This window comes from Pseudomonas sp. BF-RE-22 (genome assembly GCF_019956155.1).
Lineage (GTDB): Bacteria > Pseudomonadota > Gammaproteobacteria > Pseudomonadales > Pseudomonadaceae > Aquipseudomonas > Aquipseudomonas migulae.
Genome location: NZ_JAHBDD010000033.1, coordinates 77,667 through 94,464 on the forward strand (window position 1 = coordinate 77,667; position 16,798 = coordinate 94,464).

Consider the following 16,798-nt stretch of genomic DNA (forward strand, 5'->3'; position numbering starts at 1 on the left):
TAGAAGCCGTCCGATCTGGCGATGTCGCAGTCCCTGAAATGTGTGCAGCTATAATTGACACGTTTTATTTCATATTGCAACTGCGTGAAAATAATCATATCAACACAAGGCGCGCAAATTCTCGACGCGCATGACCCGAAACCGGTGTGTAGTGAGGGCCGTCAGTCACCCGTCGGAGGAGGGGGAGCGGGGGTGATCTACACTCTTGATGGCTGAGAAAAATGCCAGGAGGTTTTCATGAACAGGTTGTCTTGCATTGGCCTGTGTCTCGCGCTGTCGGTTGTCGCTACTCAGAGTCGGGCAGAAACGGTTGTGCCGATGAAAGGGCAGAACTCGCAACAGACACAGCTGGACATCAATGAGTGCCACAACGTGGCCGCCAGTCAGAGTTCATCGACGCAGCCAACATCCGGTGGCCGCCTGAAAGGCGCGGCGGTCGGTGCCGCTGCCGGAGCCGCTGGAGCTCAGGTTCGCGGGCGCCAGCACGACGAGTTTTATGACCGCGTCGATGACGATGTAAAGCAGGATTATCGGCAGAATCGCGCCAAAGAGACGGCAGCGGCAGGCGCGGTGGTCGGTGGCTCGCGTCAACGCCAGGAGCGCCGGGCGCAGCAGAAAACCGCCGCTTCGACCAGCTCGACGGCCTATACCAGTTGCCTGCAAGGTAAGGGGTATCAGGTCAATCCCTGAGCGTGTTTTGGCGGTCGCTGATCCAGCAGATACACCATCAGGCAGGCATACAGCGTCACCAGAATGAACAGTCCCATGCGCACGGCGAACGCGGTGTAGACGTCCTTGCCTGCGATGCTGTCCTGCACCGACTGGCCCAGCAGAATGATCATCGTGATCAGGCTGTTGAGCCAGAACCCCGGGGTTAAACTTGTCGGGCTCAGCGCGTAGAGCTTGCGCGCAATGATCAGACCGAACAGCAGCATCCACAGGAAAAACATCCAGAGGTGCACAAACAGGCTGAGTGCACTCCAGAACAGCACCGCCAGCACACCGGCGAGCAGGGTCGAACCGACCAGTTCGCGACCGGCGTTGCGGGCCGTGGTGGAACTCTGCTGACCCAGGCCGACCGCCTTCAGGATGATCGGCAGATAGCTTGCCGGATCGATCAATGCCAGTAAAAACGCCGGTAGCACAATCAGGGTTGCACGCAGCGCCACGCGGCTGACTTCTTCGGCCGGCATCGGCGCCGCGACTGGCGGCGACGGCGCGTTGGCAGGCTCAGGAAACAGCCAATGACTCAGCCCGACCACCATCACGGCCAGCAGCAATCCTTTGACCAGCGCCCCGATGACCGTCGCCGCGAGGTCGAACTCGGCAACGCCGGCCGAGGAAATCATGGTCAGGCCGATCACCAGGAACGTGACGATCAAATTGTTGCCGCCGCGCAGCCCAAAACGAAACACCATAAACAGGCACACGCCGATCAACAGTACGCCGCTGACCGGGTAATAACGCAGGATCGGAATCAGCAACAGGCCGACGCCGGTGGTCAACATTGCGATCAGCGCGAGCGCCAGTCCAGCCTTAAACGGCAGCGGACGATTGACGCTGGCGAGCAACAACAACGCCAGCACCGGCGCGATGAACGGAATCGGCAATCCCAAACCGAAACTGGCCGCCAGACACATCGCGGTGCCGGTGGCCAGGCGCAATGCGCGCTGCTCCCGGGGCGTGCGCTCAGTAGGCATACGACAGCCAGCTCATCAGGCCCACAAACAAGCGGCCGAGTGGATTCAACGGATTGCCCTCGGTGGGGAACGCCATGACTTCAGCCTGACCACCGGTACGAATGGCGCGACTGTCTTGCAGTTTGGCCATCGAGTCTTTGGAAAACTCGATGATCACCGGAAAGCGTTGGGCCGGGCGCAGCCAGTCACGGCTGTTCTGCACAGTGGGCAACGTACCGGGTGGCGGCGTCTGACCGACACTGACGCCGTAACCGACACTGCGCACGCGCCCGTCGAACACCTCGCCCGGCAGCGCATCCAGAACGATTGCCACCGGCGTATCGACCCTGACCCGGCCGAGGTTGTTTTCGGTCATGTCCGCGCTGATCCAGACATCGTGGATCGCGATCAGTGTCATCACCGGACTGCCTACAGCTGCAAACTGCCCGGCGTCAGTGCGCAAGTCGGTAATCAAACCGGCCGAACGCGCACGAATCTGCGTATTGGCCAGATCCAGTTCGGCTTTCGACAACGCGGTGGCGGCGCTGCGCAGCAAGGCGTTCTCTTCCTCGCTGCCACCTTCCTGCTCACGCGCGCGCTGGACTTCGGCACGGGCAGCGGCAACCTGGCTGACCGCTTGTTCGCGGTTGGCCCGAGACACTTCGAGCAGGCGCACGGAAATGGTCCCGGGGTCGTCGCGGTACAAACCTTCAAGGCGCTGATTGTCCTGGCGAGCCTTGAGTTCGTTGGCTTGCGCGGCGCGTAAATTGGCCTGGGCCGAGGCAATGCCGGCGGTACTGGCGCCGATCTGGCGACGTGTCGACTCAAGGTCTGCGCGCGCACGGTCGACGGCGATCTGATAAGGCTGAGGATCGACCTCGAACAGCACGTCTCCCGCCTTCACGTCCTGATTGTTGCGCACGTTGACGCGAATGACCCGACCGGCCACTTCCGCGGCCACCGGAATGACGAAAGCACCGACCCGAGCCTGTTGCGTATAAGGCGTGTAGCGGTCGGCCAACAGATACCAGGCCAGGCTCAGGAGGATCAATAGCAGCACCCACTTGAGCCCTTTTTTCGCCGGGTCGGCAGGCGGTTCCGGCGCCTTGGAGGAGGGCGCCTCAGGGGAGGGTTGCGCGGCATCACTCATGGTCCGTTACCTTTTTTGGCGGCTGCGGGCTCATCCAGTAAATCGCCCCAGTCCGTGCGTTTTTTCATATCCTGGCGGGTGGCCGGATCAACGATCGGCTGGGCGCTGTACCAACCGCCGCCCAGCGCCTTATACAGCGCGATCACATTGCTCACGGCATTGCTGCGGCTGACCAGGTAATTGTCCTGCTGCTCCAGCAATGCGCGTTGCGCGTCCAGCACCCGCTGAAAGTCGGAATAGCCTTCGCGATACTGGGCGCTCGCCAGCACCAACGAACGTTTGGCGGCGACTTCAGCCTCACGCAGGATGCTTTCGCGCTCCAGGGATTTGATCAGCCCATTGGCGGCGTCATCTGCCTCGCGAGCCGCCTGGCGAACCTTGTCGCGGTAAGCCTCGATCAACTGCTGCAACCGCGCATCCTGCACGCGCACGTTGTTGCTGATCTGGCCATGGTCGAACAGATTCCAGCGCAGGCTGGGACCACCGATCAGGTCCAGACTTCTCGAGGTGCCATTGAGCGTGTCGGCCGACCAGACGATGCTGCCCAATAAGGTCAGCGACGGGTAGAAATCGCTTTCGGCCACACCGATCAAGGCCGATTGGGCCGCGACATTCAGTTCAGCGGCGCGCACATCGGGGCGTCGCAGCAGCAGATTGGCCGGGACGTCCTGCAGCACGGCGCGGTCGACCAGCGGGATCAGTCCTTCATTGTCGATGAGTTGCGGCAGCGCACCGGGCGGCTGGCCAATCAACACCGCCAACGCATTGCGCGTGCGCAGCAACTGATCCTCGAAGCTGGGGATGGTGCTCAGGGTGCCCAGGTATTGTGTCCTGGCTTGCTGCAAGTCGAGTTCGGCTTGTTGGCCGCTGTTGAACAGCTTTTCGGTGATCTCGAAATTACGCTTTTGCTGTTTGGCGTTTTCCCTTGCAACCCGCAAGCGTGCCTCGGTGGTGCGCAACAAGAAGTACGTATCCGCCAGCTGTGCGCGCAGCAGCACGAGCACGTCTTCATAGTTGGCCTGGGCGGCGAAGTAACTGGCATCGGCCGACTCGATCGCTCGGCTGAAACGCCCCCAGAAGTCCAGCTCCCAGCCAATGTCGAACCCGGCACTGTGCTGCCAGAAATGACTGTCCTGAGGATTGTTCCCGCCGGATTGTCGGCGGTTGAAGTACAGACTGTCGGCGCTGGCTTGCTGCAGTTGCGGATAGCGTCCGCTTTGGGCAATCCCCAATTGCGCACGAGCCTCCATGACCCGTAGACCAGCGATTTTCAGATCCGAATTGTTCGTATCCGCTTCGGCAATCAGACGATCGAGGACGGGATCACCGAAGACTTGCCACCACTGACGCAAATCCGGGTTCAGGCTGCGTTGACTGGATTGCTCAAGGGCAGGGGAGCTCCAGTGCTCGATCCACGTGGGCTTCGGCGACTGAAAATCCGGCCCCAGACGTACGCAGCCACTCAAGCCGAGCACACCCAGCAGCAACAGTTGTCCCGATCGCGTCAGATGCATGCATGTTTTCCAGCCAAGGAAGTTCACAGGAGCATAGACGTCCAAATGATCAACTGACTGCTAAGCTGTCCAAACATCTGACCCTTTTAACAGGTACGACAGCCATGAATGCACCCCATACCGCTGGATGGCGATTCAAACTGGGCATCGCGATCATTTGTCTGATGCTCGGCTCCTGGCTGTTGGTGCCGATCATGGCGGCAACCGACATGCCGGGTTCCAAGATCGCCGCGCTGACCGGCGTCCTGTTTATCAGTAACAAAGTGCTGTTGATTATCGTCATTGCTGTCATGGGCAAGGCGGGGTTTCAGCAGCTTAAAAGCACTGTATTTGGCTATGTGTCTAAACTGGCACCGGCAACCGACACCGAAGTTGGGCCATGGCGTCATTGGATCGGTGTCGTGATGTTTTGTCTGCCGCTGATTTCGGCATTTCTGGAACCCTATGTCGACAGTATCTGGCCTGGACTCAGGCCCAACATCTGGCAGCTCCAGGCGTTGGGCGACTTGATGTTGATCGGCAGCTTTTTCGTACTGGGGGGAAACTTCTGGGAAAAAGTGCGCGCATTGTTCATTCGAACCGCGCGAGTGGTGAACACCAGTGCAGTGTGATTATTGATTAACTTAACTAAAGGGCTATTTAGTATAGCTATTTGCCATCATGGCATTCGGAGCAGCCATTGCAGCTAAACAGTGAAGCACTCGTGACCGCGCTTAACCTTGAACCGCATGTCGAGGGTGGCTACTACCGAAGAACCTATCAGGCTGATCAACAGCCTATGGTCGAGACGATTGGTGGTCCACGTTACACGATGAGCTCCATCTATTACCTGTTGACCACAGATTCGCCCGTCGGCCAGTTTCACCTGAACCGATCCGACATCATGCATTACTACCACCTGGGCGACGCCATTGAGTACAGCCTGATTTTCCCGGACGGCACATTAAAAACAGTCGTGATGGGCAGCGACGTTTTGGCCGGAGAATGTTTGCAGCTGCATGTACCAGGCGGCATCTGGAAAGCTTCGCGGTTGATGAAGGGATCGACGGGATTCGGTTTGATCAGTGAAGCGGTAACACCAGAGTTTCATTTTGCGGACATGGAAATGGGCGACAGGAAAAAGCTCAGCGAAGAATTTCCAGAGCATGGAGGGTTGATTGAGCAACTGACGAGAGATTGAGGATCGAGGGGGAATCAGTGCTTCAAAATCTGCATCAACCGGGCTGATCTCGAAACACATTGTTACGTGTAATGTATATTATGTTAAATGATGTGTCTGAATGGAACTTCTTCCAAGGGCTTCTCAGCGAACTTCGCCTACGGGCATCGAAGGACTCTATAGATCTCAGAAACTACCTGCATCGTTGCGTCTTCGATCGTTCCTTCATTACGGCATAAAACCCAGCCGTGATCTGCAATTGCTCGCTCGAACGATTTAGTACAAGCGGCATGTTCTTCCAGCTTATGGATCACAGTACTGCTCAGCCCACGCTGTCGTGCCGCTGCTCTCGCCCATGAAATATCAGGCGCGGTGACAACCCCGACATGCAGGTCTGGCACTTGCACGTTTCGATCAATGTTCAACTGTAGAATCTCTGCAAACGGGACTGTCCGGCGAAACGCGGCATCTGACGGGTACCAGCGATCGATCAAGATGATGCTGCCTGGTGGCTGTTTAGTCAGCACGTGCCGGGAAATCCAGTTACGGCTATCAGCAAAGCGCTCACAAACCACCAACTCCAAATCCCTGCTGGGATTTCTGGCGAGTTTGTTAACGAGGGTCATTGTTTCACCCCTAAAGGGATCGCTTTTTTTCTCGCAAAGTCGGATCACCTTCTTGTTGTCTGCCCTCAGTACTTTCGTAACGGCCTCCAACAGCGTGGTTTTGCCGGTTCCCTTGGGCCCATCTAGAGAAACAAATAGCGGACGATTCATTCTTCACATAACGATTGATATACGGTTTTTTGGCCCGGTTCGTTCGCTGGAACCGCTTGGCGCGACTACGCAAATCGAGTGGAGGGTTCTTATGAACAGAGATTGATGAACACTTTAACCCGGTTTCCGGCTAACGGGTCTCAGAATCCAGGGGGCCAGCCGCTTATGAACACCGCAAGCAAGTCGCTCCCAAAAGGCATCGCTCGCAATCTGTGCAGCGTCAACAAAGCGTTACTTTTTTGAAACACTTCACAACCGCAGATCAGTAAAACCTGATTTTTGACACTCTCCCGATATGCGGTCACAACTTTTGCACTCCGCTGGGTCCTAACACGGTGGTCGTCGATGGAATATTGGCGTCTAGCGAGGTTCTTACCCGATACGGAGATAAGCTAATGATTTTCAATGTGCAAAATTATGGCGCCAAAGGAGATGGCATCACAGACGACACGGCAGCGATACAAAGTGCGATTGATGCGGCGGCCGCTGCAGGCGGTGGGCAGGTGTATATGCCGACCGGGACATATATTGTTTCGGGAGGTGAGGAACCCTCCGACGGCTGCCTGATGCTCAAGAGCAACGTCTATCTGTACGGCGACGGCATGGGCGATACGACCGTTAAGGTGGCTGACGGCTCCGACACCAAAATCACGGGGGTCATCCGCTCGGCCTATGGCGAAGAAACCCATGATTTTGGCGTCAGCAACCTCACTATCGACGGTAACCGCGACAACACCACCGGCAAGATCGACGGCTGGTTCAATGGCTACATTCCCGGTCAGGAAGGTTACGACTCCAACGTCACCCTCGACAGCGTCGAGATCAAGGATTGCTCCGGGTACGGTTTCGACCCCCACGAGCAGACCGTCAACATGGTCATCAAGAACAGTGTGTCCCACGGCAATGGCCTGGACGGCTTCGTTGCGGACTTTCTCAGCGACAGCACCTTCGAAAACAACGTCGCCTACGACAATGACCGCCACGGTTTCAACGTCGTCACCAGCACCCACGACTTTACCCTCAGCAACAACGTTGCCTACAACAATGGCGGAAGTGGCATCGTGGTGCAGCGCGGCAGCGAGGACATCCCCTCCCCCAGCAACATCACCATCACCGGCGGTGAGGTGTACGGCAACGGCGCTGAAGGCGTGCTGGTCAAGCTGTCCAGCGATGTAACCGTCAGTGGTGTCGATATTCACGACAACGCCAGCGCCGGGATCCGCATCTACGGCAGTAACCATGTCGAGATCATCGACAACACACTCAACAACAACTCTTTGGGCGCCCCCGTACCGGAAATCATCATCCAGTCCTACGACGACACGCTGGGCGTGTCCGGCAAGTACTTCAACGGCAGCGACAACACAATCCAGGGCAACATCATCAGCGGCAGCAACCTGTCGACCTACGGTGTTGCAGAGCGCAATGAAGATGGCACCGATCGCAACGCCATCATCGGCAACACCATCAGCCATACCAGCAAAGGCGCCACACTGGTCTATGGTGACGGCAGTTACGTCAGCGCCACGGTGCCAATGACTACCGTGCAGGGCACGGCTGGCAACGACACTCTGCTGGGCAGCGCGGCCAGCGAAATTTTCTATGGCGCAGCCGGCAACGACACTATCAATGGCGGGGCCGGTGGCGACACTCTAGTGGGCGGTGCGGGCATCGACAAACTCACCGGCGGCACGGGTGCCGATACGTTTCGTTTCGTCGCCCAGTCCGACAGTTACCGCAACGCAACCGCAAGCTTCGATGACACCATCACCGACTTCGACGTCACCCAGGACAAGATCGACCTCGCCGGCCTCGGTTTCACCGACCTGGGCAATGGCCGTGGTGGCACCTTGCAGGTCAGCTACAGCGCCGGCAACGACCGCACCTACATCAAGGACTACGATGCCGACGTCAGCGGCAATCGCTTCGAGTTGATTCTGTCGGGCAACCTGGCGAGCACCCTTACCGCCAGCAACTTCATTTTCAATCGGGTGGTCACCGGAACCAGCGGCAGCGATTCGCTGTTGGGTAGCGATTCGGCCGACACCCTGCTCGGTCTGGCGGGCAACGACAGCCTCAGCGGCGGTGCAGGCGACGACAAAATTGACGGCGGCGCCGGCATGGATACCCTTACCGGTGGCGCCGGGTCGGACACCTTTGTGTTCTCCAACCGCCTGGACAGTTACCGCAACTACAACACCGGCGGCGCCAACCTTGGTGACCTGATCACTGACTTCAATATCGCCGCCGATAAGATCGATCTCTCGGCCATGGGTTTCACCGGCCTGGGTGACGGCAAAAACAACACCGTGTACCTGGTGCTCAACACTGCCGGTACCAAGACTTACATCAAAACCCTGACCGCCGACGCCAATGGCAACCGTTTCGAGGTAGCGCTGGACGGCAATTATCTCGACAAGCTGACCAGCGCCAATTTTGTCTTTGCCACTTCGCCAACGGTCAACCACGCGCCGGTGGTGGCAACGGCGTTGCTGGATCAGAGCGCCACCGAAAACACCCCGTTCAGCTACGTCGTGCCGGCCACCAGTTTTACCGATGCGGATAACGACAGCCTCAGCTACACCGCCCAACTGGCCGATGGCAGCGCCCTGCCCGGTTGGCTGACCTTCGACACCGCTACCCGTAGTTTCACCGGCACGCCCAACGACACGGCATCGGGCAATTACTCCATCAAGGTCACTGCATCCGATGGCAGCAACGCAACCGTCAGCGACAGTTTTACGCTGGCTGTACAGGACGTACCCACCGCCCCCACTGTGATCAATGGCACACCGAACAACGACACGCTGACGGGCACCGCTGCCAACGAACAACTGTTCGGTGGCGCTGGTAACGACACCCTTAATGGCGGCGCCGGCAACGATATCCTGGTCGGCGGCGCCGGCGCGGACAAACTCACCGGCGGCGCGGGCGCCGATGTATTCCGCTACACCTCAAAACTCGACAGCTACCGCACCGCTTCCACCAGCGCCAGTGACCAGATCCTCGATTTCGACGTGACCGCCGACAAAATCGATGTCTCGGCGCTCGGCTACACGGCCTTGGGCAATGGCCTGAACGGCACGCTGCAACTGACCTACAGCGCTTCGAGCAATCGCACCTACCTCAAGGATCTCACCGCCGACGCCAATGGCAACCGTTTCGAAGTGTCGCTGGCGGGCAACCTGGTGAACAGCCTGACGGCCAATCATTTTGTCTTCGCGGACCAGAACACTCCCAGCAATGTTGCGCCGGTGGTGGCCATCCCCCTTCTCGATCAGAACGCCACCGAAAGTTCGCCGTTCAACTACACCGTAACCCACGACAGTTTCACCGACGCCAACCAGGATGTGCTGACCTACACTGCGACCCTCGCCGACGGCAGCGCCCTGCCCGCTTGGCTGAGTTTCAACGCCACCAGCCTGGCGTTCTCCGGCACGCCGATCAGCACGGCGTCGGGCAATTACAACGTCCTGGTCAAGGCCACCGATCCTTCTGGTGCGTCGGTCAGCGACAGCTTCGCCCTGGTGGTGGCCGATGCGCCCGCCAACACCATCACTGGCAGCAACAACGCCGAAAGCCTCAACGGCACGGCGGGCGCCGACCTGATCCTCGGCCTCGGTGGCAACGACACCATCAAGGCCGGCACAGGCGCGGACATCGTCGACGGCGGCGGCGGACGCGATTCGCTGTACGGCGGCGACGGGGCCGACGCCTTCCGCTACACCGACGTACTCGACAGTTACCGCGACTACGACGCCGGTGGTGTCACGGCGACCGACACGGTCTACGACTTCACCGCGGGCGTCGACAAGATCGACGTTTCAGCGCTGGGTATTCTCGGCCTCGGCGATGGCAGCAATGGCACGCTGTACATGACTCTCAACGCGGCCGGCGACAAGACCTACATCAAATCCGCCGAGGCCGACGCCGATGGCAATCGCTTTGAAATCGCCCTCAACGGCAACTACCTCGACACCCTGACCGCCAGTGATTTCGTGTTCGGCGAGCGCGCCCAGCAAGACATCCTCTACCTGCCCACTCTCGGCCAATCCAATGCGCGCCTTTTGCGCATGACGGAGGACGACGATCAATCCGGCACCTCGATGCTGGTAAAAGACCTGGACCGCTACACCCCCTATGACGTGCGCAGCCAGTTCACCGACGCCGATGGCAATGGCATCGACATCGCGGTGGGTGGCAGCACGGTCAATGGCCTGTCGACCTTTGGCGCCGAGGAACTCAAGTTGTGCTGGTGGCTGACCGACACTAATCAACCCGGGCCTGCACTGTTGCGTGCCGTGGCGTTGCTGCAGGACCAGCTCACCGAACTCAAATCCATCGATAACGTCACCATGGGCATCATCTGGGGCCAGGGCGAGGAAGCCGCTCAGGAGATTGGCCGCTCCACGGATAAAGCCGCAGCAGCATCGGCCTACAAGGCCGCGACCCTGAATGTGTTTGATTACCTGCATGCCCAGTTCGGCAACTTCAGCGTGTACATGATGGAAACCGGTCACTACGAGCAGGATGCGGCGCGTGCCCGTGGTTATTCGGAAGAGAAAATCGCCTCCATTGTCGACGGGGTTGGCTATGTCCGCGCCACCCAGGAGGCCATCGCCGCCGAGCGCGCCGACGTCAAGCTGGCGGTGGACTACACCGACCTGCCCTTGCGCTACGAAGTCGATCCGCTGGTCTATCCCGATGACGTCTGGCACCTGCACGAGGAATCAGCGGAAATCGTTGGCCAACGCCTGGCCGATTACATTGCCAATGACCTGGGCTTCCAGGGCAATCCCACCGACAACAACAGCGTGCAGGCCATTTTCGACAACGCTCAGAACCAGGGCGGGATGATTGCCGGCACTGATCAAGCGGATACCTTGGTGGGCAGCTCGGGCAACGACACACTGGATGGCGACTTGGGCGCCGACACAATGACCGGTGGCGATGGCAACGACATCTACGTGGTCGATAACGCGTTCGACAGTGTGGAGGAAACCAACACCTCGACCGCGCAGATCGATACCGTGCAGGCCTCGGTCAGCTGGACGCTGGGCGCCAATCTCGAGAATCTGGTGCTCACCGGCGTGTCGGAAATCGACGGCACCGGCAATGAGCGGCGTAACTTCATCACCGGCAATGCTGCCGACAACGTGCTCGATGGTGCCGCAGGGGCCGACAGCATGAGCGGTGGCGATGGTGACGACACCTACTATGTCGACAATGTCGACGACACCGCGATCGAGACCAACAGCAATGAGGTGCCTGGAGGAGTCGACAACGTGCACAGCAGCCTGGCGGCATATACCCTCGGCAGCAACGTCGAGAATCTGTATGTCGATAGCGCTGGAGCCGCCAATGGGACAGGCAATGCGCTGGACAACACGCTGTTCGCCGGCGCCGGCAACAATGTGCTGGACGGACGCGATGGCAACGACACAGTGTCCTTCGAGCGGGCCCTGGCAGGCGTTACTGTAAACCTATCGACGTCCGCACAACAAAACACCGCGGGGTCGGGGCTCGACACCTTGAAATTCCTCGAAAACGTGACGGGAAGCGCCAACGCCGACAGTCTGTCGGGCAACAGCGCCGCGAATATCCTGAACGGTGGTGCCGGTAACGACACCCTGGTGGGTGGTTCGGGCGATGACCGACTGATCGGCGGCGCAGGCACCGACAACCTCACCGGCGGCACTGGCGCGGACACCTACGCGTTTGGAGCGCTGTCGGACATGGGCGTCGGGGCTTTACGCGATGTGATTAGCGGTTTCAAGACCTCTGAGGGTGATCATCTGGATTTCACCAGCCTGGACGCCAACCCGCTGACCGCCACCGTCGACGCATTCATGTTCATTGGCAGCAACGCCTTCGACCCCACCAACGCCACTGGCCAACTACGCTTTGCCGACGGCATCCTCTCTGGCAGCGTCAACGCCAACGTCACCCCCGAGTTCGAATTCGAGATGGTGGGCGTCAAGGAGCTGCAGGCCAGCGATTTCACAGCCTGACCTGATGTGAGGGAGCCTGCTCGCGATAGCGGTCGGTCAATCAGCTTCCATGCTGAACGTACCGCCGTCATCGCGAGCAGGCTCGCTCCCACAGGTTTTTTCGGTGCCTGAAAATCAAAAACCAACACAGACTAATGTGGCGAGGGGATTTATCCCCTCGCCACAATTCACCACGGCCAGTCGCGCTGCCAGCGCAGGACTGGCTTCACGCTCATTCCTCTTTGAAGGCCGCAAGCAAGCGCTCACGCAAAGGTTTCATCAGGTAATTCATCAAGGTGCGTTCCCCCGTCACCACCGTGACATCGGCGAGCATGCCGGGGCGCACCAGCAGACCAGCGGCCTGCAGCGAGGCGACGGTGTCGGCGGGAATTTCAACCTTGGCGGAAAAGTACGGCTGGTGCGTCTGTTCATTGATCAACTGGTCCGCCGACACCGTAGTCACAGTGCCGGTGACCGTCGGCGTATCCACCCGTTGCAGGGCAGTGAAATGCACATGCACCGGCAAACCCGGGCGTAGCTTATTGGCCATCAGCGGCTCGAAACGCGCGGTGATCGCCATCGGCGCATCCAGCGGTACCACCTGCATCAGGGTTTGGCCAGCCTGCGCAACGCCCCCGACCGTGTGAATGCTCACGTCCATGACCTGTCCGGATACCGGCGCACGGATCGCGCCGTTGTCGACTTCAAACTGCAAGGCATGAATCTGATCGGCATAACCGGCCGCCTCGGCAGAGACTTCGCTGAGCTGCGTTTCGGCATCGCGGCGAAATTCCTGCTGCACCTGCAAGGCCTTGAGCCGGCTTTCGCTGATCGCCTGGCGGGTCCTGCCAACATCGCCCACTCCGGAGGAAATCTGTCCAGCCAATTGGGCTGCATTGCGCTCGGCCTCGAGCAGTTTGTTACGCGGAATGTAACCTTCACGGGCAAGATTGCGCAGGCCTTCCAGCTCCTGCTGCTGGAAGTGCATCTGCGCGTCGTAGTTGCGCTTGACGCCCTCGTAGCCGAGCAATTGCTGCTGCAAGGCCGCAGCTTCGTGTTCGATGATCTGCAAACGGCTGCCCAGTTCTGCACGGCGGGTCAGAAACAGCTGGCTCTGTAAGGCCATGGCGGCCTTGACCCGCGGCTCGTCTGCACGCTCCAGCAGTTCAACGGGCCATTGGATCTCGGCTGAACCCAGGCGCTCGGCGATCAACCGCGCCTCGACGCTACGATCATTGAGCAACTTGCCCAAAGTCACGTCCCGTTGCGCCTGCGCCTGCACCGTATTGAGCTGGACCAGCAACTGTCCCTGGGTGACGCGCTCGCCATCGCTGACCAGCAGCTTTTCTACCACCCCACCGACCAACGACTGCACAGCCTTGCGTTCGCCCGCCACCACCACGGTGCCGCTGCCCACGACACCTTGGTCGAGTGGCGCCAGACAGGCCCAGAGCAGGAAACCGCCCAGTGTCAGGACCAGGAAACCCACACCATAGCGTGCCGCGCCCCCGGCGTCGGTGCTGGCGCGTGGCTGCACTGTGGTGCCGCGCGCGCTCAGCCCATGCTCACTGTACGTTTGTGCCTCTGGGGTCAGATCACGCATCTCCGCCAGCCTCCCTGACCGCGGCCGGTCTTGGCCCCGGTCTCAATGCCTTGAGCAACCGATCCCTTGGACCGAATGCATGTTGAGTACCGTCCTTGAGCACCAGGATGTGATCAACCACTGCCAGCACATTCGGCCGGTGGGTAATCAGCACCACGGTGCTGCCAGTAGCCTTGAGCGCATTGATGGCCTGCACCAGCGCCACCTCTCCGGCTTCATCGAGATTGGAGTTGGGTTCATCGAGCACGATCAGCGAAGGGTGCCCATAGAGCGCGCGAGCCAGGCCGAGGCGTTGCTTTTGTCCACCGGACAAGCCAAGCCCTCCGGGGCCCAGCGGCGTATCGTAACCCTTGGGGAATTTGAGGATCATCTCGTGAATGCCGGCGTGACACCCTGCGGCGATGATCTTGTCGGCGTCCTGCTCGCCGAAACGGGCAATGTTGTCGGCCACACTGCCGTCGAACAGCTCGATGTCCTGCGGCAGGTATCCAAGGTGCGGGCCCAGGGCGTCGTGGGACCATTGACTGATCTCGGCGTCGTCCAGGCGCACCGACCCGCCCATGGCCGGCCATACCCCGACCAGCGCCTTGGCCAGCGTTGATTTGCCACTGGCGCTGGGGCCAACGACGGCGAGCACTTCACCTTTGGTCAGGCTGAAATTGATGCCCCTCAGGATCGGTTGCGAGGCGCCGGGCGGGCCGACATACACCTGATCCAGGCGCAGCGCGCCGGTGGGCGGTGGCAACGGCATGCGCAGGCGCTCGCGCGGTTGCTGAGCAAGCAGTTGGCTCAGGCGCTGGTAACTCTGGCGTCCAGAGTTGAATTGCTTCCACGAACCAATGGCGATTTCCACGGGGGCCAGGGCACGCCCCAGCAGCAGCGACATCGCAATCATCATGCCCGCAGACAATTGGCCTTCCAGTACCAGCAGCGCCCCCAGGCCCAGGGCCAGCGACTGTCCGGAGATGCGCACGAAGCGGGTCGTCGCGGTGATACGCGCGCCGCGGTCGCTGGCATGGGACTGGGCGGCAATGATGCGTTGCTGCAGCAGACTCCAGCGCTGGCGCAACGGCCCGAGCATGCCCAGAGCCCGGATGACTTCGGCATTTTGTAGCGTGCTGTTTACATAGATCGACGACTGCACGCCCAGGCGATTGGCTTCGTCCAGGCGTGTGCGAGTCGCTAACTCGCCCCACAGCGCCAGGCCGATCAGTACCAGCGCGAGAACCAGCGTCAGCACGCCGAACCAAGGATGAAAGATGAACGCCACCAGCACGAAGATGGGCAACCACGGTGCATCCAGCAAGGCGATCAGGCCCTGGCCGGTGATTAACTGCCGTAGCGTCGCCAGATCGGTGAGCACCTGTGCCGGGTTCGCGTTGTGCTCACGCAGGCTGCGGGCGAAGGCGGCATCGAAAATCCGCTCGCCCAGGGCCTCGTCCAGCCCGGCGCTCATGCGAATCATCACCTCGCCGCGTGCCCACTCGATCAGGGCACTGAACATGAACAGTCCCAGGGCGATCAAGGTGAGCATGAATAAGGTGGTTTCGTTGCGACTGGTCAGGACCCGGTCGTACACCTGCATCATGTAAAGCGACGGCACCAGCACCAGCAGGTTGATCACACCACTGAACAGCGCCAACGACCAGAACACACGGCGATAGCTTAATAACGCGGCATCAATGTCATGCCGTGGATCGAGAAGCAAACCCATAGAATGTCGCCCGCAAAAGGAATAGTCGGTCCAAGACGCAATCCATCGCGAGCTTTTTGCCCTCAGGCATTGGAAAAAAATAGACGTAGTCTGACGTGCCGCTAATCAGAGACGATCCTCGTCGCTAGGCGTGAAATACTGACAACGCAACCTCGGGTTAGTGCGGGCCGGGTTGTTGGGGGTGACGGGCGGGTATGTTGCACAGCGCCACGAGTGAGAAAGCATGGAAGACCGCGACCTCTTCGTTGCAGGGGATCGCAAATCCTTCTGAGACGGGCGGGTAGTAATTGCTGGTTTTTTCCAATCTTGAGATTTCTCCCTCCGCCGCGTATTAGTATTTGCACCTGACTGACGCGATCCGGTGCGGCCAATGCGTGAAATCTACAGCGTCTTCAACTCCAATGGAGCCTATGAAACCGCTGCCCATGAGCATGATGAATTCATGATCATGGTGCCGGAGCATGGTTTGTTGCGATTCAAGGACGAACAAAGCGGCCGTTCGACGTCGATAGTTGACCGACAGTTCGTATTGGTCCCACCCCAGTGGAGCCATTCCTCATCGTCAATGACAGTGAGCCAGGGGCACGTTGCGTTCTATGTCGACCCGGATTACATGAGCTATGCCCTGCGTGATCTGTCCGGTGATGCCAATCGTTTGTTGCGAGTACCGACGTTGGGTATCTGGCACGCCTCGGCACCGTTTCATCATCTGTTGCTGGCGAAAAAGGCCTTCAGCCAACCGGATCGCTACGTGGATCGGCGTCGGCAAATCACCCAGACCGACCACTTGCTGCTCCTGGAATGCCTGGCGATTTCCCTGAGCCAGCCAAGCCTGCAACGTTCTTCGACCGAACGTCATGGTGCGGCATTGGTGCGTGATGTTCAGCGCTATCTGGATGGCAACCTTGAACAGTCTCCGGGACTGGACGAGATCGCTGAAGCCTTTCATGTTTCACGACGCCACCTCACCCGCTTGTTTGCCCAACACACTGGCGAGTCCGTGTTGGCCTGCGTTCAGCGCATGCGCCTGGAGCGAGTGAAGAACCTGCTGCAGCACACGCGCATGTCGGTGCTGGAGATTGCCAACAGTGTCGGCTACGAGTCCCCTTCCCACCTGGCCCAGGTTTTCCGACGCGCGCAGGGCTGCTCGCCTGACGAGTTTCGCCGTAACACCAACCGGTAAACCATCCCGATTATCCATGGCCCGATCTCG

At 59.5% G+C, this 16,798-nt stretch carries 11 protein-coding genes; 5 read left to right on the plus strand and 6 right to left on the minus strand.

Going from position 1 to position 16,798, the window contains the following annotated elements; all coding sequences use genetic code 11:
- Positions 1 to 237 precede the first annotated feature (237 nt).
- Positions 238 to 690: a YMGG-like glycine zipper-containing protein gene (locus tag KGA82_RS17035; protein ID WP_008026410.1), complete on the plus strand. Its 453-nt coding sequence runs from the start codon at positions 238 to 240 to the stop codon at positions 688 to 690.
- Here KGA82_RS17035 and KGA82_RS17040 read toward each other — a convergent pair.
- The 3 genes from KGA82_RS17040 to KGA82_RS17050 are packed head-to-tail and all read right to left on the minus strand — an operon-like array spanning position 675 to position 4,343.
- A complete protein-coding gene (locus KGA82_RS17040) occupies positions 675 to 1,700 on the minus strand; it encodes a DUF2955 domain-containing protein (protein ID WP_223451427.1) in 1,026 nt (341 codons plus the stop codon). The genes KGA82_RS17035 and KGA82_RS17040 overlap by 16 nt on opposite strands.
- The gene (locus KGA82_RS17045; RefSeq protein WP_223451429.1) at positions 1,690 to 2,829 is read right to left on the minus strand and encodes an HlyD family secretion protein; all 1,140 of its coding nucleotides are present in this window, start codon (positions 2,827 to 2,829) and stop codon (positions 1,690 to 1,692) included. Before KGA82_RS17045 ends, KGA82_RS17040 begins: the two co-directional genes overlap by 11 nt.
- Positions 2,826 to 4,343: an efflux transporter outer membrane subunit gene (locus tag KGA82_RS17050; RefSeq protein WP_223451431.1), complete on the minus strand. Its 1,518-nt coding sequence runs from the start codon at positions 4,341 to 4,343 to the stop codon at positions 2,826 to 2,828. Before KGA82_RS17050 ends, KGA82_RS17045 begins: the two co-directional genes overlap by 4 nt.
- Positions 4,344 to 4,447: 104 nt before the next feature.
- Between KGA82_RS17050 and KGA82_RS17055 the strand changes: the two genes are divergently transcribed.
- On the plus strand, positions 4,448 to 4,954 hold the full coding sequence (locus KGA82_RS17055) for a transporter suffix domain-containing protein (RefSeq protein WP_008041543.1): 507 nt from the start codon (positions 4,448 to 4,450) through the stop codon (positions 4,952 to 4,954).
- A 68-nt stretch (positions 4,955 to 5,022) separates the two neighbouring features.
- Complete coding sequence (locus KGA82_RS17060; protein ID WP_207284313.1) at positions 5,023 to 5,523, plus strand: cupin domain-containing protein; 501 nt, start codon at positions 5,023 to 5,025, stop codon at positions 5,521 to 5,523.
- 137 nt (positions 5,524 to 5,660) lie between these two features.
- On the opposite strand, the gene KGA82_RS17065 is transcribed toward KGA82_RS17060, so the two are convergent.
- A complete protein-coding gene (locus KGA82_RS17065) occupies positions 5,661 to 6,278 on the minus strand; it encodes a dTMP kinase (protein ID WP_223451433.1) in 618 nt (205 codons plus the stop codon).
- A gap of 395 nt (positions 6,279 to 6,673) precedes the next feature.
- On the opposite strand from KGA82_RS17065, the gene KGA82_RS17070 reads away from it, so the two are divergent.
- Positions 6,674 to 12,289: a putative Ig domain-containing protein gene (locus tag KGA82_RS17070; RefSeq protein WP_223451436.1), complete on the plus strand. Its 5,616-nt coding sequence runs from the start codon at positions 6,674 to 6,676 to the stop codon at positions 12,287 to 12,289.
- Between the two features lie 211 nt (positions 12,290 to 12,500).
- On the opposite strand, the gene KGA82_RS17075 is transcribed toward KGA82_RS17070, so the two are convergent.
- Positions 12,501 to 13,871: an HlyD family type I secretion periplasmic adaptor subunit gene (locus tag KGA82_RS17075; RefSeq protein WP_223451438.1), complete on the minus strand. Its 1,371-nt coding sequence runs from the start codon at positions 13,869 to 13,871 to the stop codon at positions 12,501 to 12,503.
- On the minus strand, positions 13,864 to 15,585 hold the full coding sequence (locus KGA82_RS17080; RefSeq protein ID WP_223451440.1) for a type I secretion system permease/ATPase: 1,722 nt from the start codon (positions 15,583 to 15,585) through the stop codon (positions 13,864 to 13,866). Before KGA82_RS17080 ends, KGA82_RS17075 begins: the two co-directional genes overlap by 8 nt.
- Positions 15,586 to 15,955: 370 nt before the next feature.
- On the opposite strand from KGA82_RS17080, the gene KGA82_RS17085 reads away from it, so the two are divergent.
- Entirely contained in the window at positions 15,956 to 16,768 is an 813-nt protein-coding gene (locus tag KGA82_RS17085) for a helix-turn-helix domain-containing protein (RefSeq protein WP_008041536.1), read from the plus strand.
- The last annotated feature ends 30 nt before the right edge of the window (positions 16,769 to 16,798 follow it).